This window comes from Pseudomonas solani (assembly GCF_026072635.1).
Classification (GTDB): domain Bacteria; phylum Pseudomonadota; class Gammaproteobacteria; order Pseudomonadales; family Pseudomonadaceae; genus Metapseudomonas; species Metapseudomonas solani.
Genome location: NZ_AP023081.1, coordinates 2,265,711 through 2,291,010, shown reverse-complemented (window position 1 = coordinate 2,291,010; position 25,300 = coordinate 2,265,711). Strand labels below are relative to the sequence as shown.

At 68.2% G+C, this 25,300-nt stretch carries 23 protein-coding genes; 13 read left to right on the top strand and 10 right to left on the bottom strand.

All coding sequences use genetic code 11. From position 1 onward, the window contains the following. Positions 1-23: 23 nt before the first annotated feature. Both PSm6_RS10240 and PSm6_RS10235 read right to left on the bottom strand, forming a co-directional pair. A complete protein-coding gene (locus PSm6_RS10240) occupies positions 24-248 on the bottom strand; it encodes a DUF1161 domain-containing protein (protein ID WP_021219903.1) in 225 nt (74 codons plus the stop codon). A gap of 157 nt (positions 249-405) precedes the next feature. Then, entirely contained in the window at positions 406-621 is a 216-nt protein-coding gene (locus PSm6_RS10235; protein WP_043241890.1) for a dodecin, read from the bottom strand. Positions 622-758: 137 nt separating this feature from the next. Between PSm6_RS10235 and PSm6_RS10230 the strand changes: the two genes are divergently transcribed. Further along, positions 759-1,082 (top strand): hypothetical protein, encoded by a 324-nt coding sequence (locus PSm6_RS10230; RefSeq protein ID WP_021219905.1) that lies wholly within the window; start codon positions 759-761, stop codon positions 1,080-1,082. A 112-nt stretch (positions 1,083-1,194) separates the two neighbouring features. Here PSm6_RS10230 and PSm6_RS10225 read toward each other — a convergent pair whose 3' ends face one another. After that, positions 1,195-3,441: a TonB-dependent siderophore receptor gene (locus PSm6_RS10225; RefSeq protein WP_265170179.1), complete on the bottom strand. Its 2,247-nt coding sequence runs from the start codon at positions 3,439-3,441 to the stop codon at positions 1,195-1,197. A gap of 296 nt (positions 3,442-3,737) precedes the next feature. Here PSm6_RS10225 and PSm6_RS10220 point away from each other — a divergent pair, with 296 nt between their 5' ends. The 6 genes from PSm6_RS10220 to PSm6_RS10195 all read left to right on the top strand — a co-directional run bounded on the left by PSm6_RS10220 (position 3,738) and on the right by PSm6_RS10195 (position 11,910). Further along, the gene (locus PSm6_RS10220) at positions 3,738-4,238 is read left to right on the top strand and encodes a sigma-70 family RNA polymerase sigma factor (protein WP_021219907.1); all 501 of its coding nucleotides are present in this window, start codon (positions 3,738-3,740) and stop codon (positions 4,236-4,238) included. Continuing rightward, complete coding sequence (locus PSm6_RS10215; RefSeq protein WP_265170177.1) at positions 4,235-5,197, top strand: FecR domain-containing protein; 963 nt, start codon at positions 4,235-4,237, stop codon at positions 5,195-5,197. The genes PSm6_RS10220 and PSm6_RS10215 overlap by 4 nt, the downstream gene beginning before the upstream one ends. Before the next feature lie 126 nt (positions 5,198-5,323). Then, positions 5,324-7,741, top strand: coding sequence for a TonB-dependent siderophore receptor (locus tag PSm6_RS10210; protein ID WP_265170176.1), 2,418 nt, complete (start codon positions 5,324-5,326; stop codon positions 7,739-7,741). Between the two features lie 152 nt (positions 7,742-7,893). Then, positions 7,894-8,412 (top strand): sigma-70 family RNA polymerase sigma factor, encoded by a 519-nt coding sequence (locus PSm6_RS10205; protein ID WP_265170175.1) that lies wholly within the window; start codon positions 7,894-7,896, stop codon positions 8,410-8,412. After that, a complete protein-coding gene (locus PSm6_RS10200) occupies positions 8,409-9,368 on the top strand; it encodes a FecR domain-containing protein (protein WP_265170174.1) in 960 nt (319 codons plus the stop codon). The genes PSm6_RS10205 and PSm6_RS10200 overlap by 4 nt, the downstream gene beginning before the upstream one ends. 100 nt (positions 9,369-9,468) lie before the next feature. Continuing rightward, a complete protein-coding gene (locus PSm6_RS10195) occupies positions 9,469-11,910 on the top strand; it encodes a TonB-dependent siderophore receptor (RefSeq protein ID WP_265170173.1) in 2,442 nt (813 codons plus the stop codon). Between the two features lie 26 nt (positions 11,911-11,936). Here the strand turns inward: PSm6_RS10195 and PSm6_RS10190 are convergent, their stop codons facing one another. After that, complete coding sequence (locus PSm6_RS10190) at positions 11,937-12,830, bottom strand: LysR family transcriptional regulator (protein ID WP_021219913.1); 894 nt, start codon at positions 12,828-12,830, stop codon at positions 11,937-11,939. A 107-nt stretch (positions 12,831-12,937) separates the two neighbouring features. Between PSm6_RS10190 and trpB the strand changes: the two genes are divergently transcribed. Next, positions 12,938-14,146, top strand: a complete 1,209-nt coding sequence (gene trpB, locus PSm6_RS10185) for a tryptophan synthase subunit beta (protein WP_021219914.1) — start codon at positions 12,938-12,940, stop codon at positions 14,144-14,146. After that, positions 14,143-14,952, top strand: a complete 810-nt coding sequence (gene trpA / locus PSm6_RS10180; protein WP_021219915.1) for a tryptophan synthase subunit alpha — start codon at positions 14,143-14,145, stop codon at positions 14,950-14,952. The genes trpB and trpA overlap by 4 nt, the downstream gene beginning before the upstream one ends. 160 nt (positions 14,953-15,112) lie before the next feature. On the opposite strand, the gene PSm6_RS10175 is transcribed toward trpA, so the two are convergent. Then, entirely contained in the window at positions 15,113-15,976 is an 864-nt protein-coding gene (locus tag PSm6_RS10175) for a carboxylate/amino acid/amine transporter (protein WP_043241880.1), read from the bottom strand. A 105-nt stretch (positions 15,977-16,081) separates the two neighbouring features. Here PSm6_RS10175 and PSm6_RS10170 point away from each other — a divergent pair, with 105 nt between their 5' ends. After that, positions 16,082-16,762, top strand: coding sequence for a FadR/GntR family transcriptional regulator (locus PSm6_RS10170; RefSeq protein ID WP_265170172.1), 681 nt, complete (start codon positions 16,082-16,084; stop codon positions 16,760-16,762). A gap of 67 nt (positions 16,763-16,829) precedes the next feature. After that, positions 16,830-18,269, top strand: coding sequence for a flavin monoamine oxidase family protein (locus tag PSm6_RS10165; RefSeq protein ID WP_265170171.1), 1,440 nt, complete (start codon positions 16,830-16,832; stop codon positions 18,267-18,269). Positions 18,270-18,273: 4 nt separating this feature from the next. On the opposite strand, the gene PSm6_RS10160 is transcribed toward PSm6_RS10165, so the two are convergent. The 5 genes from PSm6_RS10160 to PSm6_RS10140 all read right to left on the bottom strand — a co-directional run bounded on the left by PSm6_RS10160 (position 18,274) and on the right by PSm6_RS10140 (position 22,621). Then, positions 18,274-18,642, bottom strand: coding sequence for a DOPA 4,5-dioxygenase family protein (locus PSm6_RS10160; protein ID WP_021219919.1), 369 nt, complete (start codon positions 18,640-18,642; stop codon positions 18,274-18,276). Positions 18,643-18,698: 56 nt separating this feature from the next. Continuing rightward, positions 18,699-19,304: a hypothetical protein gene (locus PSm6_RS10155; protein ID WP_265170169.1), complete on the bottom strand. Its 606-nt coding sequence runs from the start codon at positions 19,302-19,304 to the stop codon at positions 18,699-18,701. After that, on the bottom strand, positions 19,301-20,581 hold the full coding sequence (locus tag PSm6_RS10150; RefSeq protein ID WP_265170168.1) for a peptidylprolyl isomerase: 1,281 nt from the start codon (positions 20,579-20,581) through the stop codon (positions 19,301-19,303). Before PSm6_RS10150 ends, PSm6_RS10155 begins: the two co-directional genes overlap by 4 nt. Then, entirely contained in the window at positions 20,562-21,548 is a 987-nt protein-coding gene (locus PSm6_RS10145; RefSeq protein WP_043241872.1) for a phospholipase C/P1 nuclease family protein, read from the bottom strand. The genes PSm6_RS10150 and PSm6_RS10145 overlap by 20 nt, the downstream gene beginning before the upstream one ends. 122 nt (positions 21,549-21,670) lie before the next feature. Further along, a complete protein-coding gene (locus PSm6_RS10140) occupies positions 21,671-22,621 on the bottom strand; it encodes a choline sulfate utilization transcriptional regulator (protein WP_021219922.1) in 951 nt (316 codons plus the stop codon). A 111-nt stretch (positions 22,622-22,732) separates the two neighbouring features. Here PSm6_RS10140 and betC point away from each other — a divergent pair, with 111 nt between their 5' ends. Both betC and choX read left to right on the top strand, forming a co-directional pair. Next, entirely contained in the window at positions 22,733-24,238 is a 1,506-nt protein-coding gene (gene betC, locus PSm6_RS10135; protein ID WP_265170167.1) for a choline-sulfatase, read from the top strand. 52 nt (positions 24,239-24,290) lie between these two features. Beyond that, a complete protein-coding gene (gene choX / locus PSm6_RS10130; RefSeq protein ID WP_265170166.1) occupies positions 24,291-25,217 on the top strand; it encodes a choline ABC transporter substrate-binding protein in 927 nt (308 codons plus the stop codon). Positions 25,218-25,300: the final 83 nt, after the last annotated feature.

Genomic DNA, 25,300 nt, shown 5'->3' with positions numbered 1-25,300 from the left:
CGGCTTTACTGCTCATCGCGCGATCAATTGCGCTGGTAGACGATTTCCTTGCTGCCCGCTTCGCAGCTGCCGACCACTTTCTTGTCGGTCGCGCTGCCCTTGTCGACGATCTCAAGGGTGTAGGAGGTGGCTCCGTTCGCCTTGATCTTCGCGTCGATTTCGGACTTCAGCTCCTCGCAGGGCTTGGCGGCGGCAAAAGCCGAACCGGCAAGGGTGAACAGGCCAACGGCCAACAACAGTTTCTTCATCGGTAACGCTCCCTCGTTGTAGAAAAGAAAGGCTCGAGCGAGCCAAGGGGACCAGACGTCCCCAAGCGGATGGCACCTGTGGTCTTGTTCGTTTAGACGCCACATGGCCAAACCTGTGTGAGCCTAGCCCAGGGACTAGGCCTTTTCTGTAAGACGCTCAGCTATCACTGAGTCGGAATCCGACCTTCAGGGTGACCTGGTAGTGGCCCACCTTGCCGTTCTCGATGTGCCCACGGGTCTCCACCACCTCGAACCAGTCGAGGTTGCGGATGGACTTCGCCGCCTCGGCCAGGGCGTTGTTGATGGCTTCGTCGATGCTGGTGCGGGAGGAGCCGACGATCTCGATCTTCTTGTAGGTGTGATGATCAGACATGGTTGTTCTCCTTGCTTTCGGAAATGGGCCACTTGCCATCTCAGGCCCGGAATCCCACGAATAAGTTCAGATTAGCTGCACTCCTCGGCGATACGTGGGTCGGACCTAGTACCCCAACCCGAAAGAGGAGGTACGACATGGCTTTCTTCATGTCTTCGCGCAAGAAATCCACCCTGCAGGGCATCGAGCAGGAAATCGAACAACTGCGCAGCGGTATCGAGCGCATCAAGCACGTGGTGGAAGCAGAGTCGCAGCACTCGCTCAGTGCCATCCAGGACGGCGCCCTGCGCACCCTGAGTCGCTCCCGTGATCTGGCCGGCCAGGCCTGGGAGCGCACGGCCAAGGCCGGTATCGCCACCCGCGAGTACGGCCGTGAGCACCCGCTGGCCACCGCTGGCGTCGCGGCGGGCGCCGTAGGTGCCGTGGCCCTGGCGACCTACATGTTGCGCCATCGCGGCTAGATCCGTCGCCCACCCCGAGCCGCCCGCCCAGGGCGGCTTCCACGAGGCCGGTCCCGCCTGAGGGAGCCGGCCTCGTGCCTGCCTGCTCCTCAGCAACCCGCGCGGCGAAGGCTCAGAGCGTCCAGTCCAGCCCCAGGGTCAGGGTGCGCGGTTCGCCCCAGTAAACGCCGTTATAGAAGCCAACCCGCTCGTAGTACTTCTTGTCGAACAGGTTGCTCACGTTGAGCGACACCGACAGGTGCCTGTCGAACTCGTAGCGCGACATCAGCCCCGCCACGCTGTAGGCCTGCTGATGGACGCGGGTGGTCTGGGTGATGATCGCACCGCCGCTGTCGCGCCCCACCGGGCGCCGGGTGTTGCCATAGATCTCGCTCTGCCAGTTCAAGGTGCCGCCGACGGTCAGCGCGCGCCATTGCCCCGGCAGGCGATAGGCCGTCGACAGGCGCAGCATGTTCATCGGCTCACCGCCATTGCTGCGCTGCTTCTCGCCATCCAGCGCGTGGGTGTAGGAGTAGCCGGCCGTCAGGTTCCAGTCCGGCAGGACCTCGCCCGAAACCTCGGCCTCGAACCCCTGGGCCTTGCCGCCCTTGCCGCCCGACTTGTAGAACTCCTCGCCGGTGACCGGGTCCGGCGGCACCGAGCTGTCCAGCTCGCCGACGTTGTCCTGCTTGCTCCAGAACACCGCCGTGGCCAGGTTCAGGCGCTCCTCCAGCAGGCTGCCCTTGAGCCCCAGCTCGTAGTTGGCGCCCACCACCGGCTCCAGGTACTTGCGGTTGGCGTCGCGCAGTTCCTGGGGTTTGAAGATGTCGGTGTAGCTGACGTACAGCGTGTATTCGGGGGTCAGGTCGTAGAGCAGGCCGGCATAGGGCGTCCACATGTCGTTGTGCTGCTGGCGGGTGTCCTCGATGCCGGTCAGCTGGTCGTTGGCATCGTACTCATAGCTGCGGGCCTGGTTTTTCCAGCTGCCGTAGCGGCTGCCCAGCACCGCATGCAGGTCATCGCGCAGGCTCAGGCGGGTGGCCAGGTAGCCGGCCTTCTGCCGGGTGCTGCCGTCGGAACCGGGCAGGTGGGTCACGGTGTCGGGGAACTTGCCGATGCCGCCCATGTACTTCCAGTCGTCGATGTCGGTGTAACCCGGGGGTGTCGGGCCGGGAATGGTGTAGGGCGACCAGTCGCGGCGCTCGGCTTCGCCATAGCCCAGCATCAGTTCGTGATCGCGCCCCAGCAGGCTGTAGGAGCCCGCCAGGTTGACGTCATACACGCGCATTTTCTGCGTGCCGATCATGTGGCTGGTCCAGGCGCTCATGCCCGAGCGGTCGGCCTCCGGGATACCACCACCGCCGTAGTAGACCTTGCCGTCGCTCTCGCTGTCGCGGTGGGTGTAGGCCGCCTTGAGGTGCCAGTCGCCACCCAGCTGCTGGTCGAGGGTCGCGAAGCTTGTCTTGTCCTGAAGCGGCCAGGAACTCCAGTGCGCCGCCATGTTGGTGGAGCGCGGCAGGTTGGCCTTGTCACCCGAGGCATTCCAGTAGGGCAACGTGCCCCAGGAGGTGCCCTGGACCTGCTTGTCCTGGTAGTCGAAGCCCAGGGCCAGGGTGGTGCTTTCGGTCAGGTCGGCCTCGAGGATGCCGTAGCCCACCTCCCGTTGCTGCGCGTAGTGATCACGGAACGACTGGCTGTCGCGATAGGCCAGCACCGCGCGCCCGCGCAGGCGCCCCTCGAACGCCAGGGGGCCGCCGACATCCACATAGCTGTAGTAGTTGTCGTAGCTGCCACCGCTGGCGCCGGCCCTGGCCGCCCATTCGCGGGTGGGGCGCTTGCGCACCATGTTGACGGTGGCCGAGGGATCACCCGCGCCCGTGGTCAGGCCGGTGGCGCCGCGCACCACCTCGATGCGGTCATAGATGATGGTGTCCGAGTCGGACTTCATGCGGCTGAAGGTGTTGAGCATGCCGTCGACCTGGAAGTTGTCGATGCCATAGCCCCGTGACGAATAGATCGCCCGGTCGGAGTCCAGGTGCTGCACCACCACCCCGGTGGTTTGCCCCAGTACCTCGGTCAGGGTGTCGAGCTTGAAGTCATCCATCTGCTGGCGGGTCACCACCGACACCGACTGCGGGGTTTCCTTGATCGACAGGTTCAAGCGCGTGGCGGTGTTCATGCTGCCGGTGGTGTACGACCCGGTGTTCTCGGTGGTCGCCCCGAGGCCCTCGGCGGTGACGCTGGTGGCCTCCAGCTCCAGGGGCGTAGCGTGCGGATCGGGGCTCCGGGCAGGCTCGGTTTCGGCCAGCAGGGCGGGGCTGAGCGCCGCGCCACAGAGGCCCAATGTGATCGTCATGAAACGGGTGAATGGCACGAACATCGCTGCCGACTCCTTGTCGTCGAGTGAAAAATTCCGTTGCACTGGAGACGAAGAGGGGGCGGCTTATTTAGCCTTTACGAGAATAATTATCATCTGAAAGGTCAGGAAAATGCCCTTGATGAGGCGCCGAGGGCAGGCATGACGAGGGCTGCGGCAGCCCTGCAGAAGGCGGCGTATCGGTGCGCCGGACGCTTGGCCCCCGGCCCGCTGCATCGGGCCCGCAACGGTTCAGGTGGACCTGCACGGGCATTTGTATAAGATACGACGCATTCTCATTTGTATCCGGTTCCCCTCCCGTGTCCGCGTCCAGCAAACTGGGTTTCTTCTTCAGCGACCACCACCGCTGGCTGCTGCAGCATGTGCAGCGGCAGCTGCGCAACCGCGCGGACGCCGAAGACACGGCGGCCGAAACCTTCTGCCAGCTGCTGGTCGCCCAGGTCGACCCGGCCACCATCGAGCAGCCCCGCGCCTACCTCTCCACCATCGCCCGGCGGCTGATCTTCGACCGCCACCGGCGTCGGCGCCTGGAGCAGGCCTACCTGGAGCGGCTGATGCTGCTGCCGGAGGAGCTGGCCCCCTCGCCGGAAGAGATCCACCTGCTGCTGGAGGCCCTGCACGCCGTCGACCGCAGCCTCGCCGGCCTGCCCCAAGCGGTGAAGAAGGCCTTCCTCATGAGCCAGCTCGACGGCCTCGGCTACGCCGAGATCGGCCGGCGCCTGGACGTCTCCGAGCGCACCGTCGGCCGCTACATGACCCAGGCCCTGCGCCAGTGCTACCTCACCGGGGTGCAGCCATGAGCCAGGCCCCTATCGACCGCGCCGGCGAAGAAGCCATCGCCTGGATGGTGCGGCTGCGCGCCGGCACGCCCGACGCCCGCCAGCAGGCCCGTTTCGAAACCTGGCTGAACAGCGACAGCAGCCACCAGGACGCCTGGGCCCGCCTGCAAGGCGGCCTCGGCGGCCACTACGACACCCTGCGCAGCTTCGAGCGGCGCGCCCCGGGCCTGGCCCGCGAAGCCCTGCTGCAACCGGAACTGTCGCGACGCAACCTGCTGCGTGGCCTGGCCGGCCTCGGCCTGCTGGGTGGCGGCCTCTGGCTCGGCGCCAGCAGCCAGGCCGGGCAGGCGTTGATGGCCGACCTGCGCACCGGCACCGGCGAGCGACGCCGCTTCACCCTGGCCGATGGCAGCCTGCTGGAGCTCAACGCCGACAGCGCCGTCGACCTCGACGTCTCCACCAACGCCCACTTGTTGCACCTGCGCCAGGGCGCGCTGGTGATCCGTGCGGCCCAGGGCAGCACCCAGCCCCTGGTGGTGCGTACCCGCCAGGGCGACGTGCGCACCCTGGGCGGGCGCCTGCTGGTGGAACAGCTCGCGGAAAGCACCCGCGCGGTGGCGCTGGAGCGCGGCGCCCAGGCGTCGCAGTTGCTGGGCGGCTCCCTCGGCCTCGGCGAAGGGCAGGCGGCGCTGCTGCATGCCCGCCACATCGAACTGCTCAGCGGCGACCAGCGCAACCGCGCGGGCTGGCTGCAAGGCCGCCTCAATGTGCTGGACGAGCCCCTGGAGGCGGTGATCGACGCCCTGCGCCCCTACCGACGCGGGCTGATCCGGGTCAGCCCCGAGGTCCGCCAGATCAAGGTCCAGGGCGTGTTCCCCCTGGACGACCCCGACCGCGCGCTCACCGCCCTGGGCGAAACCCTGCCGATCCGCGTCGACACCTACGGCCCCTGGCTGACCTTGATCAGCGCGGCCGTTTGAATGCCGCGAAGCCCATGGATAGCGGCCTGCACAGGCAGCGAATGAAAATTCATCTCATTCGTGTCCGGTTTTTTGCGTTCGTCCCACCTATCTCCTGACAACGCCCACACATTCAGGAGAATCTCCGTGCGCAAACCCTGGCCCCGCGCCATTGCCATCGCCGTCGCGCTCGCCGCCACCGGCCCGCTCGGCTACGTCTACAGCCAGCCCGCCAGCCAGCAACAGGTGCTGGCCTTCGACCTGCCCGCCGCCAGCCTGGCGGAAACGCTCAATGCCATCGCCAGCCAGAGCGGCCAGGTGGTGTCCCTGGAGCCGGTACTGGTCAAGGGCAAGCTGGCGCCGGCCGTCAGGGGCTCGATGACCGCCACCCAGGCCATGCAGCGCGCCCTCGAAGGCAGCGGCCTGGAACTGCGGGTCACCGAAAGCGGCAACTACAGCGTGCAGCCCAAGGCCGACAGCACCGGCGCCATGGAGCTGGGCGCCACCACCGTCAACGCCGCCGGCCTCAGCGCCACCAGCGAAGGCAGCGGCTCCTATGCCGCCCGCGCCATCAGCATCGGCAAGGGTGACCGGACGCTGAAGGAAATCCCCCAGTCGGTCACCGTCATCACCCGCAAGCAGCTCGACGACCAGGGCATCACCGACCTGCGCGAAGCGGTCAACCGCACCACCGGCCTGGTGGGCGCCCAGGGCATCGGCCCAGGCATGGTCATCTCCTCGCGCGGCTTCCAGATCGACGACTGGCAGTACGACGGCGTGCCGGTGCCGCGCAACTTCTACGTGCTGGGCAACTGGGCGACCCAGGACCTGGTGTTCTTCGACCGCGTGGAAATCCTCCGTGGCGCCGCCGCCCTGCTGCAAGGCGCCGGCAGCCCAGGCGGCGCGGTGAACCTGGTGCGCAAGCGCGGCCAGTACGCCCCCACCCTCGCCATCACCGGCAAGGCCGGCACTTGGGACCACTACGGCCTGCAGCTCGACGCCGGCGGCCCGCTCAACCCGGAAGGCACCCTGCGCGGCCGCGTGGTGGTGGACGAAGACCGCAGCCACTCCTTCACCGACTACGTCTGGGACGAGACCCGCTCGTTCTACGCCGCCCTCGACTACGACTTCACCCCCGACACCACCGTCGGCTTCGGCGTCAGCAACACCGACGGCGAATCGCGGCCGATGATGCGCGGCCTGCCGCGCTACCCGGACGGCAGCGACATCGGCTTCTCGCGCTCCACCTACAGCGGTGCCACCTGGAACCACCTCGACACCGACCAGACCACCGTCTACCTCGATCTCGAACACCGCTTCGACGACAACTGGAGGTTCAAGTCCTCGCTGCTGCGCATGCAGGAACACAGCGACTCGATCCACCAGCGCATGCACGGCGATGTCGCCGCCGACGGCAGCGGCCTGAACTTCGCCGACTGGATCACCAACTTCCAGTCCACCAAGATCGGCATGGACAACTACCTCACCGGGCGCTTCAACGCGCTGTCGCTGGAACACGAAGTCACCCTGGGCGGCAACTACTCCAAGTACACCTCGGACGACTTCTACGCCCGGCGCTTCGTCCCCGGCGGCAACATCTTCGCCATCGACCACCACCGCCCGAAACCCTCCGTCGCCGACATCCTCGCCTCGCCGGGCGGCCGCGCCTACAACGCCGGCTACGACGTCCGCCAGAAGGGCCTCTACGGTAGCTGGCGGGTCAAGCTGGCCGAGCCGCTGACCCTGGTGATGGGGTCCCGCGTGAGCTGGTACGACTACGAGTACAACGTCACCGGCGGCACCCCGAGCCGCACCACCGCCACCGGCGAAGTCACCCCCTACCTGGGGCTGATCTACGACCTCAGCGAGCAGTGGGCGGTCTATGCCAGCTACACCGACGTGTTCGAGCCGCAGACCGAGCGCTCCGCCGATCAGAAGATCCTCGAGCCGATCGTCGGCACCAACTACGAGGTCGGCCTCAAGGGCGAACTGCTCGACGGCCGCCTCAACACCTCCCTGGCGGTGTTCCGCTACAACCAGAAGAACCGCGCCACCCAGGACCTCGACTCCGGCTTCGAATGCGACGGCTGGTACTGCTCCCGGGCATCGGGCCAGGTGCGCAGCCAGGGCATCGAGGCGGAGATCAGCGGCGAGCTGCTGACCGACCTGCAGGTGTTCGCCGGCTACACCTACAACACCACCAAGTTCCTCGAAGACCCGGACAACAAAGGCAGCATCTACAGCCAGTGGACGCCCAAGCACATGCTGCGCGTGTGGACCGACTACCGCCTGCCGGGCAACCTGCGTCGCTTCAGCGTCGGTGGCGGCTTCAACACCCAGAGCCACACCGTCAGCTTCGCCCGTGATTTCGAAGTACCCGGCTTCACCGTGTGGAACGCGCGGTTGGGCTACGAGCTGAGCTCGGAGGTCGACCTGGCGCTCAACGCCAACAACCTCTTCGACAAGCGCTACTACCAGCCCGGCTTCGCCGCCGGCGACGGCGCCAACAACTTCGGCGACCCGCGCAACCTCATGCTCACGGTCAAGTACACCCCGGAGTTCTGATCCCGCGTCATCACTGCAGGATGGGTGCCGCCACAAGGCCGCCCATCCTGCGGCCCCGCCCCCGCGCCAAATGGCGTATTCCCAAGCGCTATCCGCTCCACTTAGAATTGCGATCAATTCTTATCCGCACTTAGGCATCACGGGAGCATCGGGTGTCCACTGTCATCCCCGAGCCATCGCTGCAACAGGATGTGCACCGTCTCTACAAGGACCATCACGGCTGGCTGCAAGGCTGGCTGCGGCGGCGCCTGGGCGACCGTGAGCGGGCGGCCGACATCGCCCAGGACACCTTTCTCCGCCTGCTGGTGACCCGGCGCCTACCCGGTAGCGGCGAGGGCCGCAGCTACCTGGCGCAGATCGCCCGCAACCTGGTCATCGACCAATGGCGGCGCCAGCGCATCGAACAGGCCTACCTCGACAGCCTGGCCATGCTGCCGGAGCCGGAAACCCCCTCCCTGGAGACCCGCGCCATGGTCATCGAGACCCTGCTGCAGATCGACGCCATGCTCGACTCGATGCCGGCTAAGGTGCGCGAAGCCTTCATGCTCTCGCAGTTCGAGGGCCTGACTTATCCACAGATCGCCGAGCGCCTGCGGGTCAGCGTCAGCTCGGTGCAGAAGTACATGATCCGCGCCATCCAGGCCTGCTACCAGGTGCTCTACGCCGAATGACAGCCCATCGCGACGCCCCCATCGCCCCCGCCATCGTCGAGCAGGCCAGTCACTGGCTGATGCTGCAATGGGGTGGCGAACTGGACGGTGAGCAACAGCGCCGCTTCGTCGCCTGGCAGGACGCCGACCCCGAGCACCAGCGCGCCTGGCAGCGCCTGCAACAGCTGCAGGGCACCCTCGCCGGCGTACCCGGCGACACCGCCCGCGCGGTGCTGCGCGACATGCCCGACGCCCGTCGCCGGCAGACCCTCAAGCTGCTCGGCCTGCTGCTGGTGGCCGGCGGCAGCGGCTACGCGGCCCAGTCGCACCTGCCCTGGCGCGAAGCCATGGCCGACCTGCGCAGCGGCACCGGCGAACGCCTCGAACGCACCCTGGAGGACGGCAGCCAGCTGCTGCTCAACAGCGGCAGCGCGGTGGACATTCTCTTCAACGACGCCGAGCGGCGCATCCGCCTGCTGGCCGGCGAACTGCTGCTGGACAGCGGCCAGGACCCGGCCGGGCGACCGCTGATCGTGGAAACCGCCGCCGGGGAGATCCAGGCCCTGGGCACGCGCTTCTCGGTCTACGAGCAGGACGGCGGCAGCCGCGTCCAGCTCTACGAAGGCCAGTTGGAACTGCGCCCGCGCCACGCAGCCGCTACGCGCCTGCAGGCCGGCCAGAGCCTGTGGTTCTCCGCCGGGCGGCTCGGCGAGCTCGGCAGCGCCGATGCCAATGCCATCGCCTGGAGCCAGGGCCGCCTGGTCGCCGAGCGCATGGCCCTGGGCGAGTTCATCGGCCAGCTGTCGCGCCACCGCCCCGGCGTGCTGCGCTGCGACCCCGAGGTGGCGGGCCTGGTCCTCACCGGCGTCTTCCCCCTGGCCGACACCGACCGCGTGCTGGCCGCCCTGCAGCAATCGCTGCCCGTAGAGGTGCACAGCCTGACCCGCTACTGGGTCACCGTCCGCGCCCGCGTCTGAGCCCTGAAAAAAAACTTCACCCGGCGTTGTCGGTTTCCCCGGCTCGCTCGGGATACCTCTTGAAATCAATCAAGAAGCATTCTCAAGAGGACGTTCCAGAATGCCGTATCTGCCCGCTTCCCATCGCTCCCGCCTCAGCGCCGCCATCCGCCATGCCCTGTTCGCCAGCCTGCTGGTCGCCGGCCCGGCACTGGTCGCCACCGCCCCCCTGGCGCAGGCCGCCAGCGAACAGACCCGCGCCTACGCCATCCCCGCCGGCAACCTCGACCAGGCGCTGAACCGCTTCGCCAGCGAAGCCGGCATCCTCCTCTCGGTGGACGCGAAGCTCACCGCCGGCAAGCGCAGCCCCGGGCTGAACGGCAACTATGGGGTGAACGAAGGGCTGGCCCGGCTGCTGGCCGGCACCGGCCTGCGCGCGCTCAATAGCGGCGGCAACTACGCCCTGGAAGTGGCGACGGGCAGCGGCGACGCCCTCGAACTGGGTGCAACCAACATCAACAGCACTCTGCTGGGTGAAACCACCGAAGGCAGCGGCTCCTACACCACCGGCGCCGTGACCATCGGCAAGAGCGCCCAATCGCTGCGGCGCACGCCGCAGTCGGTGACCGTGGTCACCCGCAAGCTGATGGACGACAAGAACCTCGTCTCCCTCGACCAGGTGATGGCCCAGACCCCGGGCATCACCCGCGCCAACCGTGGCTACGGCAACCACCACTTCAGCTCCCGCGGCTTCGACCTCACCGACGAGAGCTACATGGTCGACGGCGTGCCCGGGCAGGCCTTCGCCTACACCGGCTGGATGACCCCGGACATGGCCATGTTCGACCGCGTCGAAGTGCTGCGCGGCGCCTCCGGGCTGCTGGTGGGCGCGGGCAATCCGGGTGGCGCGGCGAACCTGGTGCGCAAGCGCCCCACGGTGGACCCGCGCTTCTCCATCACCACCCGCGCCGGCTCCTGGGACAACTACCGCCTCGACCTGGACGCTAGCGGCAAGCTCAACGACGAAGGCACCCTGCGCGGCCGCATGGTCGCCTCCTATGAGGATCGCGGGTACTTCATCGACGTCACCGAATCCAAGCGCCCGCTGCTCTACGGCATCGTCGAAGCCGACCTCAACGACGCCACCACGGTCGCCCTCGGCCTGCGCCGGCAGACCTCGCGCATCGACGGCTACAGCGTGCTGGGCCTGCCGATAAACCCCGACGGCAGCAACCCGCACCTCAAGCGCTCGACCTTCCTCGGCCAGGACTGGGCCAAGCTGCAGAGCCGCACCGACGAAGTGTTCGCCGACCTCAGCCACCGCTTCGACGACAACTGGACCGGCAAGCTGGCGCTGTCCCACTCCGAGAGCAGCTACAACCGCAGCGCCATCGAATGGGGCGCAGGCGACACCCTGGACTACGGCAGCCCCACCGGCCCCATGGTCAACGACATCAGCTACCACAAGTTCGACGCCACCTCGAACGCCGTGGACGGCCACCTGGACGGCGAGTTCGAGGCCTTCGGCCTGTCCCACCAGGTGACCCTCGGCGCCAACTGGTCCAGGCGCAAGATGAACGACAAGGACGCCACCGTCGCGCTGCCCAGCCCCATTCCCCTCGACGTGTTCAACCCCAACCACGGCAACGTGCCCCAGCTGGCGCGCCAGGGCTGGGACGCCAAGGACGACACCATCGAAACCCGCTACGGCACCTACCTCAGCACCCGCCTGCACATGACCGAGGACCTGAGCCTGGTCCTCGGCGGCCGCCTGAGCTGGTACAAGACCGACTCCTGGAGCGGCGACCTGCTGTCGACCAACGAGCAGAAGCACGAATTCACGCCCTTCGCCGGCGCCATCTACGACCTCGACGACGCCTGGTCGCTGTACGCCAGCTACGCCGACATCTTCATGCCCCAGGCCGGCTACCGCACCGCGGGCGGCAGCATGCTCGACCCGGCCATCGGCTCCAACTACGAGACCGGCATCAAGGGCGAGCTGTTCGACAAGCGCCTGAACCTGTCCTTCGCGCTGTTCTACATCGAGCAGGAAGACGTCGCCGCCCGCGACTACGCCAACGACGGCAACTGCCCGCAGGACGTCGCCAACCGCTGCTACGTGAACAGCGACGGCATCAGCCGCAGCAAGGGCTTCGAGGCGGAAGCCAGCGGCGAGGTGCTGCCGGGGCTGCAGGTGGCGGCCGGCTACACCTTCAACACCACCCGCTCGGAAAACGGCGGCCCCATCTCCGCGCAGACCCCCAAGCACCTGCTGCGCCTCAACACCCACTACAGCCTGCCGGGGGAGTGGAACCGCCTCAGCATCGGCGCCGGCGTATCGGCGCAGTCGGGCTACGAGGATGCCTACAACGAGACCGCCAACAGCGGCCGGGCGATCTACGACGCGCGCGCCGCCTACAAGCTCGACCCGAACTGGACCGTCGGCGTGGACGTCGAAAACCTCTTCGACCGCACCTACTTCGACTCCACCGGCTACTGGACCCGTGGCACCACCTACGGCACTCCACGTAGCTACATGCTCACCCTGCGCGGCGACTTCTAGCGCAGGCAGGCGGGTTCCGCCCCGCCTCAGCCAGGCTGGGAAAAAGCCTGGCGCAGCCATTGCGCCAGGCGTTCGGCGCGCGAGCCCTGGCGCCCGGCCGGCACCCACAGGGCCAGCCGCGCCGGGGTCTCGACGAAGCCCCAGGGCGCCACCAGACGGCCGGCGGCCAGGTCATCGGCCACCAGCTGCTGCGGGGCGATGGCCACGCCAAGGCCGGCCACCGCCGCCTCCAGCAGGTAGTACAGGTGCTCGAAGCCCTGGCCCAGCTGCAACCCTTCCGCGTCCAGTCCCTCCGCCCGGGCCCATTGCGGCCAGGCCTGGGGGCGCGACGCCGTGTGCAGCAGCGGGCGCCGCAACAGGCGCTCGGGCGGCGCCTGCTCCAGCTCGGTGAAACCGGCGTAGCGCGGGCTCAACACCGGGCCGATGCGTTCCTCGGCCAGCTCGAACACCTGCATGTCCGCCGGCCAGGGCGGCGCGGCGAACAGCAGGGTGGCGTCCAGCTGCGGGCTGCGCGGGTCCAGCTCGCCCTGGCTGCTGGAGAGCTGCAGGCGCAGCTCCGGCAGCTCACGGTTGAGGCGGTCCAGGCGCGGGATAAACCAGCGCGCCAGCAGGCTGCCGGGGCAGCCGAGGACGAAGGGGCGGTCCTCCTCCTGGCGACGCAGGTCCGCGCAGACGCCACGCAGGCGCTCGAAGGCATCCCCAGCCGCCTCAGCCAGACGCTGGCCGGCATCCGTGAGTTTTATGCCGCGCCCATCCTTGGCCAGCAGCGCCACGCCCAGCTGTTCCTCCAGCGCCCGCACCTGGCGGCTCACCGCGCCGTGGGTGACGTGCAGCTCTTCTGCCGCTCGGCTTACGCTGAGCAGGCGGGCGGCGCTTTCGAAGGCCTTCAGGGCATTGAGGGGAGGGAGGTCGCGGCTCATGGTTATCTGTGAGTTTTACTGACATGTCAGCGCAATCTAATCGCTTTTCCCGGCACCGGCCAGCGGTAGAATGGCTGCCATCGGATACCACTCCCAGGAGTTCCACCATGACTTCACTGCGCACCGGCCCAGACGCCAAGGGCCTGTTCGGTTCCTTCGGCGGCCAATACGTCGCCGAAACCCTGATGCCGCTGATCCACGACCTGGCCCGCGAGTACGAAGCCGCCAAGGAAGACCCGGAATTCATCAAGGAGCTGGCCTACTTCCAGCGTGACTACATCGGCCGCCCGAGCCCGCTGTACTTCGCCGAGCGCCTGACCGAGCACTGTGGCGGCGCGAAGATCTACCTCAAGCGCGAAGAGCTGAACCACACCGGCGCGCACAAGATCAACAACTGCATCGGCCAGATCCTCCTGGCCAAGCGCATGGGCAAGAAACGCATCATCGCCGAGACCGGCGCCGGCATGCACGGCGTGGCCACCGCCACCGTAGCCGCGCGTTTCGGCATGGAATGCGTGATCTTCATGGGCACCACCGACATCGACCGCCAGCAGGCCAACGTCTTCCGCATGAAGCTGCTGGGCGCCACCGTGATCCCGGTCACCGCCGGCACCGGCACCCTCAAGGACGCGATGAACGAAGCCCTGCGCGACTGGGTGACCAATGTCCACAACACCTTCTACCTGATCGGCACCGTGGCCGGCCCGCACCCGTACCCGGCCATGGTCCGCGACTTCCAGGCCGTCATCGGCAAGGAGACCCGCGAGCAGCTGGCCGAGAAGGAAGGGCGCCTGCCCGACTCGCTGGTCGCCTGCATCGGCGGCGGCTCCAACGCCATGGGCCTGTTCCACCCCTTCCTCGATGACACCGGCGTGGCGATCATCGGCGTCGAGGCGGCCGGCCACGGCATCGAGACCGGCAAGCATGCCGCCAGCCTCAACGGTGGCGTACCCGGTGTACTGCACGGCAACCGCACCTTCCTGCTGCAGGACGAAGACGGCCAGATCATCGACGCCCACTCCATCTCCGCCGGCCTCGACTACCCCGGCATCGGCCCGGAACACGCGTGGCTGCATGACATCGGTCGCGTCGAATACACCTCCATCACCGACGACGAAGCCCTGGACGCCTTCCACCAGTGCTGCCGCCTCGAAGGCATCATCCCGGCCCTGGAGAGCTCCCACGCCCTGGCCGAAGTGTTCAAGCGCGCACCCGGCCTGCCGAAGGACCACATCATGGTGGTCAACCTCTCCGGCCGTGGCGACAAGGACATGCAGACCGTGATGCACCACATGCAACAGGAGCCCAAGGCATGAGCCGCTTGCAGACCCGCTTTGCCGAACTGAAACAGCAGAACCGCGCCGCCCTGGTGACCTTCCTCACCGCCGGCGACCCGGGCTACGACGCCTCCCTGGCGATCCTCAAGGGCCTGCCGGAAGCCGGCGCCGACGTGATCGAACTGGGCATGCCCTTCACCGACCCGATGGCCGACGGCCCGTCGATCCAGCTGGCCAACATCCGTGCCCTGGCGGCCAAGCAGAACCTGGCCAAGACCCTGCAGCTGGTTCGCGAGTTCCGTGAAGGCAACCAGAACACCCCGGTGGTGCTGATGGGCTACTTCAACCCCATCCACTACTACGGCGTCGAGCGCTTCATCGGTGACGCCAAGGAAGCCGGCGTGGACGGCCTGATCGTCGTCGACCTTCCGCCGGAACATAACGAAGACCTGTGCCACCCGGCCCAGGCCGCCGGCATCGACTTCATCCGCCTGACCACCCCGACCACCGACGACAAGCGCCTGCCCGTGGTGCTCGATGGCAGCTCCGGCTTCGTCTATTACGTCTCGGTGGCCGGCGTCACCGGTGCCGGCTCCGCCACCCTGGAGCACGTGCAGGAAGCCGTGGCCCGCCTGCGCCGCCACACCGACCTGCCGGTGGCCATCGGCTTCGGCATCCGCACCGCCGAACACGCCGCCAACATCGCCCGCCTCGCCGACGGCGTGGTGGTGGGCTCCGCCCTGGTGGACCAGATCGCCAAGGCCGAAACCGCCGAACAGGCCATCGACGGCGTCCTCACCCTCTGCAAATCCCTGGCCGAAGGCGTGCGCAGCGCCCGCGCCTGACCGCCACACGGCCATAAAAAAGCCGCTGCCCCTTTCGGGACAGCGGCTTTTTTCATTTCAGGGAACGAGCCGCACTATCGGATGGGCGGCGTTCCGCGAGCCCATGAACGCCATCGACTCCGGAGCCCTCCAGCATGGGTTTCGCTGTGCTCTACCCATCCTACGCAAGAGCGGCCCTGCGACGGCCCAGGCGACTTATCCACAGGGAAGCGAGGATGACCGCGCCGCCCAGGGCGAGGCGGGGGAGGTCGGCGTCGCGGTTCCAGATAAGCAGGTTGACCACCAGGCCGGCGGGGACGTGAAGCTCGTTCATCACCGCCAGGGTGCCGGCGCTGACGGCGGTGCTGCCCTTGACCCACCAGAACATGCCCAGGGCCGTGGCGAACAGGCCCATCCACACCAGCACGCCCCATTGCACCGACGTTTGCGGCAAGCGCTCGGGGTTGCCGAAGAGCAGGAAGGAGGGCAGCGCCAGCAGCAATGCGCCGAGGAAGAAGTGGCCGAAGAAGCGGTGCAGCGGCTGCTCCACCGGGTAGCGCACCAGCAGGCGACGGCAGAGCACCTGGCCGGCGGCGAAGGTGGCGTTGGCCACCTGCAGCAGGATGAAGCCCAGCAGGTAGTCGCCCTCCAGGCGGTCGAAGCGGATGATCACCCCGCCGCCCACCGCCACCAGGGCCGCCAGCAGCGCCCAGGGGCTGAAGCGGCGGGACAGGGCGTCGTCCAGCAGGGTCACGTAGATGGGCGTGAGCACGGTGAACAGCAGCACCTCCGGCACCGTGAGCACGGCGAAGCTGCGGTACAGGCACAGGTAGGTGATGCCGAACTGCAGCGCCCCGGCCAGCCAGAACCCCGCCAGCAGCCTTGTCGGCAGCCCACGCCAGCGGGTGAAGGGCAGGAACACCAGCGCCGCGATCAGCACCCGCGCCAGCACGGCGAAATCGCTGTCCACCCGCCCGGCCAGGTACTCGCCTATGAGGCTGAAGGAAAAAGCCCAGAGCAGGGTGACGACGAGCAGGTAGCGCATGGCGGGTCTCCGAAAACAGGCGGCGGATCATAGGCCGTGGCTCAGCGCGCGTCGATTCGCCACGGGGCCTTGACTTAACTTGGTAACCAAGTAAATTTTCCCGCCATGGACGAATCGATCACACCCGCCCCCAGGGGGCATGCCGCCGACGCCGCGCTGGAAGGCCTGTTCATCGAGATACTCGATGGCCAGCTGGCGCCCGGCGAATCGCTGCCAGCCGAGCGCCTGCTGGCCGAGCGCTACGGCGTCTCGCGCATCACCGTGCGCCAGGCCGTGCACAAGTTGAAGGACGTCGGCCTGGTGGAGGTCCGCCAGGGCGGTGCCAGCCGCGTGCTGGACCCGGCCCGAGCCGATGCACGGGTCTTCGAGCTGCTGCTGCGCTGTGCCGATCGGCTGCAATCCGACGCCGCCACCCGCCTGCTGCGGGACCTGGCCGAGTACCAGCAGCTCTATGCCATCGGCCTGCTGGAGGCGGCCTCGCGCCATGCCACGGATGCCGAGCGGGAACACCTGCTGCAACAGGTGGACACCTGCCCGGCCACGCTCGATGCCGCCGACGCGCAGCGCCTGGAAGACGCCTTCTGGCGACGCATCACCGCCATCGGCCGCAACCGCATCCTGCAGATGGAAATGGCCCTCTGGCAGCGCTGGACCGACGACCAGGACGCCATCGACGGCGATCCCGCCGAGCTGCGCTGGTTCTACCTGACCCTGGCCCGCCAGCTCCTGGCCCGCCAGGACCCCGTGCCCTTCTACCTGGCCTCGGTGCGCACCACCTCGGCCTGAACCCGACGACCGCGGGAAGCGGTCGATTTTTTGCCTCCGACAACTTGGTTACCAAGTGGAGAACACCATGCGCTACCGACTGCTCGAACCCCTCTCACTCACCCGTCGGCACCTGCTGTGCTTCAGCGGCGCCGCCCTGCTCGCCGCGATCACCCGCAGCGGGCGCGCGGCGGACTCCGAACCCGCAGCGCTGGAACTGGATGTCGCGATCATCGGTGCCGGCCTCTCCGGCCTGGTGGCGGCGCGGCGCCTGGCCGGCAGCGGCCTGCGCGTGGCGGTGCTGGAGGCCCGCGAGCGGGTGGGCGGGCGCACCGTCAACCAGCCCATGGGCAACGGCCTGGAAGTGGACGGCGGTGGCCAGTGGGTGGGCGGCGACCAGCCGATGGTGATGGAACTGGCCAGCGACCTGGGCATTCCCCTGGTGCCGCAGTACCGCGGCGGGCAGATGGCCTCCCTGCTGGGTGGCGAGCGCTACACCTTCGATGCCGACGAGCCGCCAGGGGACGCCGTGCGCGCACTGCAGGCACGGCTGGAGGCCATGGCCGGGCAGGTGCCCCTGGACGCGCCCTGGAGCGCGGCCCGCGCCGATGAGTGGGACCGCTGGAGCCTCGCCGCGTGGCTGAAGGCCGAGCACGCCGATGCCGAGGCCGTCGAGGCGGTGTCCACCACGGTCGCCACCACCCTGAACAGCGCGCCGGACCGGGTCTCGCTGCTGTGGTTTCTCTTCTACCTGCACTCTGCCGGCGGCTTCGCCGCGCTGGACGACCAGGCCCAGCAGTTCCGCCTGCAGGGCGGCGCGCAGCGGCTGTCCCTGAACCTGGCGCAGCAGCTCGGCCCTTCGGTGCTGCTGGGCGCGCCGGTGCGACGCATCGAGGGCTGGGACCAGGAGGCGGTCACCCTGGATTGCGCCCTGGGCCGCCTGCGTGCCCGCCGGGTGATCGTGGCGATGATGCCCGCCGACATGGCCCGCATCGGCTTCTCACCGGCACTGCCCAAGGGGCGCGCCGCCCTGCAGAAGGGCTGGACCGGCGGCAGCGGTATGAAGGTGCACTTGAGCTATGCGCGGCCGTTCTGGAAAGAATCGGGGCTCTCCGGTGCCGGCTTCATCGACAGCGCTCTGGTGCAGATGACCTTCGACAGCAGCCCCGCTCATCAGGGCCTGGGCGTGTTGCTGGCCTTCCTTGATCCCGCACGGGCAGGGAACGATGCCCGCAAGCGCCAGGCACGGGTGCTGAAAGAGCTGGTGCGGCTGTTCGGCGAGGAAGCGGGCCGACCGCTGGCCTACGTGGAGCAGGACTGGAACCACGAGCCCTGGACCGCCGGCTGCGTATCGCCGCTGCCGCCGGGCCTGCTAAGCCGCCACGGCCGCCACCTGCGCGCGCCCCTGGGCAACCTGCACTGGGCCGGCAGCGAAACGTCGTCTGTCTGGTGCGGCTACCTGGAAGGCGCGGTCCGCGCCGGCCGGCGCGCGGCGGACGAAGTCCTGGCAGCCCTGCGCCCGGCCTGAGTCGCTAGAGGTCGTACTCGATGGCGCCGTCGCTGAGGTCGGAGAGGTCCAGCGGCCGCACGGCGCCCATCCACATCGGGTAGTCGCGGTGGTCGCGCAGGTCGCTGCCGGTGATGGGGTGGACCAGCACATTGAGGCCGGCGCGGTTGAGGGCGAGCCAGGGGATGAGTTCACCGAACAGCTCGGGGCGGAAGGCCAGCTGGCAGCTCCAGTCCGGATGGGGGCCGACGGGCTGGCGGTGCAGGCGGCCCATCTTCAGGGGGAAGCGGCGCGCGGCCTCTTCGCAGAGTTCGCGGGCCTGCTCGAAGCTGTCCGCGTCGTAGTAGATGTGGGCGTGGAAGCCCTTGATGCGGGGTAGGGGGGCAGCCTGCATGTTCACCTCTCTCGGGTACCGACGCGCCATGGTACCCGCAACCCGCCCAGCCTGGCTCAGGGTTTGGGCGGTGTCGGCACAGTGCCGCCGGGCAGCAGCTGCGGCGCCTGGCGTTCCAGCTTGCTCTGCAGGGCTTCCAGTTGCTGCAGGGCGGCGCGGGCTTCGTCCAGCTCGGCGGCCGTGCGCTCGCCGCTCTGGGCTGCCGCCTCGATACGCGCGCGGATCTCGGGGATCTGCTGCACGCCGCTGGTGTAGGCCTGCACCAGTTCGCGGGCCTGCCGGTCTTCCAGCGCGGCATACTGGCGCGGGTCGGCGAGCTCGGCGGCAGTGGCACCCTGCCGAGGCTTGAGGCCGCCCAGCTCGGGGCGGCGCGGGTCGCCTTCCTGCTCCATCATCTGCATGAAGAGAATGGCGTCCTGCTGGTCCAGGGGGCGTTCCTCCGGCACCGCGGCGGCCACCTGGGCCACGGCAGGGCGGGGCGCAGGTGTCGGAACGGGGCTGAGCACCGGCTCACGGGGCGCCGGTACGACCGCCACCTTGGGGCGTACCACCGGCGCCGCTTTGGCGGCGGCCATGGGCGTCGGCTCCAGGGTCACCATGATTCCTGCCACAGCCACGGCACCCGCGCTGCAGACCAGGGCGGCGGCGATCCAGTCCTTCACAGGCCTTCCACCTTGGCGCTGGCCAGCAGGGCACCGAGCTGCGCGTCCACCTGGGCGGCGAGCTTTTCCCGCGCCACGGCCTGGTTCACTTCGAAGCGCACGCTGCGGTCGTCCAGGGGCAGTTGGCGGTCCTCGCGGCTGCGCACCCGGACGATCTCGAAAGCGCCGTCGATGTGCATGGGCTGGGACAGGCTGTCGGCCTTCTGGATCAGCGCGGTCTTGCGCAGCAAGTCAAGGTCCGCGTCAGCGGGGCGGATCAAGCCCAGGTCGCCTGGCGGCGTACGCGTCTTGTCCTCGGCCTGGGAGTAGCGACGCACCGCTTCGTCGAAATCCAGGCCCTTCTGCAGTTCCTCGTAGACGCGGTCGGCACCGGCCTGGTCGGCCAGGCGGATGTGCGCGGCCTGCACCTGGGCGACGTTGCGGTACTGCGCCAGGTTGCGCTGGTAGTAGGCCTGGGCCTCGGCATCGGTGACCTGGGCGGCGAGGGCGCGCAGGGCGTCGGACTCGTGGTGGAAGTCGCTGTAGAGGCCGATCTGGTGCAGGTAGCGGTGGCGCACCAGGCGGTCCCGCACCAGGGCTTTGACGCCCGCGCGCTCGGCCGGGGTGAAGCCGTCGCGGCCCAGGCGATACCAAAGGTGATCACGCTGCACCCGGCCCTGCACCTGGCGCGCCAGGTATTCGAGGTTGCCCTTCTGCAGCTCCACCTGGCCCTGGACGTTGTCGCCACGGTAGAGGTCCAGCAGGTCGAGGCTGTGCTCGGGCTCGCCGGGGAACTGCCAGCGGATCAGCTCCACCTTGGCCGCCGCCTGTTCCTGGACCGGGCCGAGCACCAGGCTGTTGGCCACCAGCACGCTGCTGGACGGTGCCAGTACCTCGCGCAGGCGCCGCGAATCCAGGGGCTGCGGCTGGCGCAGGAAGGGGCGCATGTCCTGGCGGGCGTCGCGGCCGTAGTACTGCTCCAGCAAGTTGCCGGCCTCGATCTCCACCGTGGCGTCCAGGTCGGCGCGGCTCTGGGCATTGAGCTGGCCCTCCACGTCGCGGGCCAGCAGGTGGTTCTCCACCAGGCCCCGGCGCAGCTGCGCCGGGTCGGTGTTGAACTTCACCCGCGACAGCACCTGCTGCAACAGGGCGATGCTGCGCCCAGGCAGCAGCTCGCCGTCGATGCGCAGGTCCTTGGCGGTGGGCATGGCCTGGGCCGCGCCCAGGTACAGCCCCAGCACCAGGCCGGCCAGCAGCCGGACCCGGCGCCGGGTTCCTTCAGAGTGCCTTGGGTGCATTGAAGCTGTTGGCTCCCTTGGTCAGGACGCTGACGGTGAGCGCGATGGATTCGGGGATCAGCTCCTTGGCCACGCGCAGGCGGGTTGCATAGCTGGTGTCGTAGAGCGGCTCGGGGTGCGCGTAGGCGACGCGGCCGGTCTGCAGCATCAGGTCGCTGACGCTGCGGCTGGCGTCGTAGCGGCCGATGAGGTTGGCCACCGCGGCCTGGTCGTTGAGGCGCTCGCTAGCGTAGTGGTCGTCGACCCAGCCTTCCCAGCTGGAGTGGCCGTTGGCCGAGGTGATCCACACGTGGTGGGGCTGGGCCACGTCGCCCGTGGCGTGCAGCGCGTAGCCGATGGTCTGCAATGAGGGCGCAGCGCGGAACTGATCGAACCAGTAGCTGGCGAGGTTATCCACAGGCTGGAAGGCGGCGTTCTGGAAGTCGCCGTAGTGCTCCTGCCAGTCGGAGCGGCTGCCACGCCGGTAGTGGGCTTCGGTGGTGTCGAAGTCGGCCCGCTTCAGCTCGCGGTTGTAGAGGTAGACCATGGCGTACCAGTCGACATCGGAGATGCCGCCGTCGACCTTGTGGTAGCGGTAGTCGTAGCCGCCGTGACGGTTGCCGTGGGCGTCGCCCTCGCGGGTGAGGTTGAGGAAGTGCCAGTAGGAGGTGTAGTTGACGATGCCGGACGCGGCGCCCCACAGCGGCGCGTGCTCGTAGCCGACCCACCAGCCACCCAGGCGCGTGTCCTTGAAATCATCCACGTCATAGGCGGCCTGGCCGAGGGTTTCGCCTGCCTTGGCTTCGCTGCCGGCCGCGCTGACGTAGAAGCTGTAGGCCCGGCGCATCTCCTCCGTGGCGTAGGGGGAGTTCATGTAGGCCAGTGCATCCTTGACGATGTTCTTGTGGGTGGGCTGGGACCAGGCGTTGGCCTGGCCGGCCATGGCGCAGATGCAGAGACCTGCAGCCAGGTGGACGAGGGGTTTCATCGGCAGCGCTCGGGGAAGTGAATGACCCCAGAAGTGATAGCCGCGCTTTGTGCAACCCGAATGACAGCTCGCGCCCTTTATGGGACTGGCGTCTCAAAATCCTGCAAACCCAACTCCGCCCGTCAGACGGCGATGCCCTCGCGGTTGCGGATACGCTGCACCGGGTCTTCGTCCGCCAGCTCGCGCTGCAGCCAGTCGACGAAGCAGGCCACCACCCGCGCCCGGCGCTTGCGCTCGGGCAGCACCACGTAATAGCCGAAGTCGGAGGTGAGGCTGCCTTCGATCACCCGTGCCAGCAGGCCCTGCTCGATGAGGTCGTCCACCAGGTAGCGCCAGCCGATGGCCACGCCCTGCCCGGCGATGGCGGCCTGCACCAGCAGCGTGTAGTTGTCGAAACGCAGGGAGCCGGAGCCCGGCGGGCGGTCGATACCCAGCTCGCGGAACAGCGCCTCCCAGTCGAACCAGCGGGTGCGCACCTCGGGCTTGAGGTGCAACAGCGGCAACTGGGCGAGGGCGGCGGCGGGCAGGGGGGCGGCCTGGTCCTTGAGCAGGCGCGGGCTGCAGATGGGGAACACCTCCTCGCGGAACAGCAGCAGCGCGTCACCGTGCTTGAAGCGGCCGTCACCGAAGGCGATGGCGACGTCGATCTCCGAGCGCAGCATGTTCATGGTGCGGTCGCTGGTCACCAGGCTGACGTCGATTTCCGGGTGGGCTTCGTGGAAGCGGTGCAGGCGCGGCATCAGCCAGTAGGCGGCGAAGGCGAAGTCGGTGGCCACCTGCAGCACCTCGTGCTGGGCTCGCGCGCCCACCGCCTCCAGGCCGAGGTTGATGGCGCGCAGGCCGTCCTGCACATGAACGAAGAGCAGGCGCCCGCTGTCAGTCAGTTCGATGCCGCGGTAGACGCGGTCGAACAGCCGCGTCGCCAACTGCTTCTCCAGGCGCTGGATCTGCTGGCTCACCGCCGGCTGGGTGGTGCCCAGCTCCACCGCCGCGGCGGTGAAGCTCAGGTGGCGCGCCGCCGCTTCGAATACGCGCAGCAGGTCGAGGGAGAGTTCGGGTTGCAGGTCTGCCATAACGATTACTTATCCGAGGCATGTCCGCCCATGCGGTTTACCGAAAGGTGTGGCGATTCCATGATCGACGCCAGCACTCTCGCATAAACCGATCATATGGATGAAGGCCCCATGAACCGCCCCAACATCCTCTTCATCATGGCCGACCAGATGGCCGCGCCGCTGATGCCCTTCCACGGTGGCCTGCCCCTGCACATGCCCAATCTTTCGCGCTTGGCGGAACGTGCCGTGGTGTTCGACTCGGCCTACTGCAACAGCCCGCTCTGCGCGCCCTCGCGCTTCACCCTGGTGAGCGGCCAGCTGCCGTCGAAGATCGGCGCCTACGACAACGCCGCCGACTTCCCCGCCGACGTGCCCACCTACGCCCATCACCTGCGCCGCCTGGGCTACCGCACCGCGCTGTCCGGCAAGATGCACTTCTGCGGTCCGGACCAGCTGCACGGCTACGAGGAACGCCTGACCAGCGACATCTACCCCGCCGACTACGGCTGGGCGGTGAACTGGGACGAGCCGGACGTGCGCCCGAGCTGGTACCACAACATGTCCTCGGTGCTGCAGGCCGGGCCTTGCGTGCGCACCAACCAGCTGGATTTCGACGACGAGGTGGTGTTCAAGGCGCGCCAGTACCTCTACGACCACGTGCGCGAACAGGCCGGGCGGCCCTTCTGCCTGACGGTGTCGATGACCCACCCCCACGACCCCTACACCATTCCCCGCGAGTACTGGGACCTGTACCGCGAGGAGGACATCCCGCTGCCCTCGGTGCAGCTGGCCCAGCATGAGCAGGACCCGCACGCCCAGCGCCTGCTCAAGGTCATCGACCTGTGGGACAAGCCGCTGCCCGAGCAGAAGATCATCGACGCCCGCCGCGCCTACTTCGGCGCCTGCAGCTACGTCGACGCGCAGATCGGCACCCTGCTCAAGACCCTGGAGGACTGTGGCCTGGCCGAGGACACCATCCTGGTGTTCTCTGGCGACCACGGCGACATGCTTGGCGAGCGCGGCCTCTGGTACAAGATGCACTGGTTCGAAATGGCCGCGCGGGTGCCGATGCTGGTGCATGCACCGCAGCGTTTCGCGCCGCGCCGGGTCAAGGCCTCGGTCTCGACCATGGACCTGCTGCCGACCCTGGTGGAACTGGCCGGCGGCAACCTGGACCCACAGTTGCCGCTGGACGGCCGCTCGCTGCTGCCGCACCTGGCGGGCGAGGGCGGACATGACGAGGTGTTCGGCGAATACATGGCCGAAGGCACCACCAGCCCGTTGATGATGATCCGCCGTGGCCCGTGGAAGTTCGTCTATTCGGAGCAGGACCCGCTGCTGCTCTTCAACCTGGAAGGCGACCCTCGCGAACTGGAGAACCTGGCCGCATCCGCGAGCCACCGCGAGGTGCTCGAGGCCTTCCTCGCCGAAGCCCGGGCGCGCTGGGACATCCCCGCGATCCACCAGGCGACGCTCGCCAGCCAGCGCCGCCGCCGCTTCGTCGCCGGCGCGCTGGAGCAGGGCCGGCTCACCAGCTGGGACCACCAGCCCTGGGTGGACGCCAGCCAGCAATACATGCGCAACCACATCGATCTCGACGACCTGGAGCGCCGCGCACGTTATCCACAGCCCTGACCAGAGGGGACGAACCCACGGCCGGCCACACCTTCACTCACAAGGAAAAGGCATGAAGACCATCACCACCCTGTTCGCCGGCGCGCTGCTTTCCAGCGCCCTGATCACCACCGCCCAGGCCGAGGACGCCCGTTGCGCCACCGTGAAGCTGGGCGACCCGGGCTGGAGCGACATCGCCGTCACCAACGGCGTCGCCCGCCTGCTGCTGGACGGCCTGGGCTACAAGGCCGAGACCCAGACCCTGGCAGTGCCGATCATCTTCGCCGGACTGCAGAAGGGCCAGGTGGACGTCTTCCTCGGCAACTGGATGCCGGCCCAGCAGAGCAACTACGACAAGTTCGTCGCCGCCGGCGAGGTGGACAAGGTGGCGCAGAACCTCGGCGGCACCGAGTACACCTTGGCGGTGCCCACCTACGCCTATGACGCGGGGGTGAAGACCTTCGCCGACCTGGACAAGCACGCCGACAGGTTCAAGCACACCCTCTACGGCATCGCCGCCGGCTCGCCGGCCAACATCTCCATCCAGGACATGATCAAGGGCGATGAATTCGGCCTGGGCGACTGGAAGCTGGTGGAGTCCAGCGAGCAGGCGATGCTGGTGCAGGTGGGCCGCGCGGTGAAGCGCAAGGACTTCGTGGTGTTCCTCGGCTGGACCCCGCACCCGATGAACGTGCAGTACGACATGAAGTACCTCAAGGGCGGCGAGAAGTACTTCGGCGCGAGCGGCACGGTGAACACCCTGGCGCGCAAGGGCTACGCCCAGCAGTGCCCCAACGTCGGCAAGCTGCTGGCCAACCTGGCGTTCACCCAGGAGATGGAGAACGCGGTGATGAACGAGGTATTGAGCAAGAACGCCAGCAACGACGAGGCGGTGAAGGCCTGGCTCAAGGCCAACCCGCAGGTGGTCGAGGGCTGGCTGCAGGGCGTGACCACCCGCGAGGGCGGCGATGCACTGGCGGCGGTGAAGGCGAAGCTGTGATTCGCGGGGGCCGTGAAACGGCCCCAATTCGCCCGAGGTGGCGTATGGTCGCTGCCCATCGCGAGTGAAAGTTCGCACCACGT

What these genes read in the sequence shown, in the direction of transcription:
- PSm6_RS10165 (WP_265170171.1), top strand. Translation starts at nt 16,830, where the DNA reads ATGCGCTACCGACTGCTCGAACCCCTCTCACTCACCCGTCGGCACCTG.
- PSm6_RS10140 (WP_021219922.1), bottom strand. Translation starts at nt 22,621, where the DNA reads ATGGCAGACCTGCAACCCGAACTCTCCCTCGACCTGCTGCGCGTATTC.
- PSm6_RS10175 (WP_043241880.1), bottom strand. Translation starts at nt 15,976, where the DNA reads ATGCGCTACCTGCTCGTCGTCACCCTGCTCTGGGCTTTTTCCTTCAGC.
- trpB (WP_021219914.1), top strand. Translation starts at nt 12,938, where the DNA reads ATGACTTCACTGCGCACCGGCCCAGACGCCAAGGGCCTGTTCGGTTCC.
- PSm6_RS10225 (WP_265170179.1), bottom strand. Translation starts at nt 3,441, where the DNA reads ATGTTCGTGCCATTCACCCGTTTCATGACGATCACATTGGGCCTCTGT.
- trpA (WP_021219915.1), top strand. Translation starts at nt 14,143, where the DNA reads ATGAGCCGCTTGCAGACCCGCTTTGCCGAACTGAAACAGCAGAACCGC.
- PSm6_RS10145 (WP_043241872.1), bottom strand. Translation starts at nt 21,548, where the DNA reads ATGAAACCCCTCGTCCACCTGGCTGCAGGTCTCTGCATCTGCGCCATG.
- PSm6_RS10170 (WP_265170172.1), top strand. Translation starts at nt 16,082, where the DNA reads ATGGACGAATCGATCACACCCGCCCCCAGGGGGCATGCCGCCGACGCC.
- PSm6_RS10230 (WP_021219905.1), top strand. Translation starts at nt 759, where the DNA reads ATGGCTTTCTTCATGTCTTCGCGCAAGAAATCCACCCTGCAGGGCATC.
- PSm6_RS10200 (WP_265170174.1), top strand. Translation starts at nt 8,409, where the DNA reads ATGACAGCCCATCGCGACGCCCCCATCGCCCCCGCCATCGTCGAGCAG.
- PSm6_RS10240 (WP_021219903.1), bottom strand. Translation starts at nt 248, where the DNA reads ATGAAGAAACTGTTGTTGGCCGTTGGCCTGTTCACCCTTGCCGGTTCG.
- PSm6_RS10160 (WP_021219919.1), bottom strand. Translation starts at nt 18,642, where the DNA reads ATGCAGGCTGCCCCCCTACCCCGCATCAAGGGCTTCCACGCCCACATC.
- PSm6_RS10150 (WP_265170168.1), bottom strand. Translation starts at nt 20,581, where the DNA reads ATGCACCCAAGGCACTCTGAAGGAACCCGGCGCCGGGTCCGGCTGCTG.
- PSm6_RS10215 (WP_265170177.1), top strand. Translation starts at nt 4,235, where the DNA reads ATGAGCCAGGCCCCTATCGACCGCGCCGGCGAAGAAGCCATCGCCTGG.
- choX (WP_265170166.1), top strand. Translation starts at nt 24,291, where the DNA reads ATGAAGACCATCACCACCCTGTTCGCCGGCGCGCTGCTTTCCAGCGCC.
- PSm6_RS10190 (WP_021219913.1), bottom strand. Translation starts at nt 12,830, where the DNA reads ATGAGCCGCGACCTCCCTCCCCTCAATGCCCTGAAGGCCTTCGAAAGC.
- PSm6_RS10235 (WP_043241890.1), bottom strand. Translation starts at nt 621, where the DNA reads ATGTCTGATCATCACACCTACAAGAAGATCGAGATCGTCGGCTCCTCC.
- PSm6_RS10195 (WP_265170173.1), top strand. Translation starts at nt 9,469, where the DNA reads ATGCCGTATCTGCCCGCTTCCCATCGCTCCCGCCTCAGCGCCGCCATC.
- betC (WP_265170167.1), top strand. Translation starts at nt 22,733, where the DNA reads ATGAACCGCCCCAACATCCTCTTCATCATGGCCGACCAGATGGCCGCG.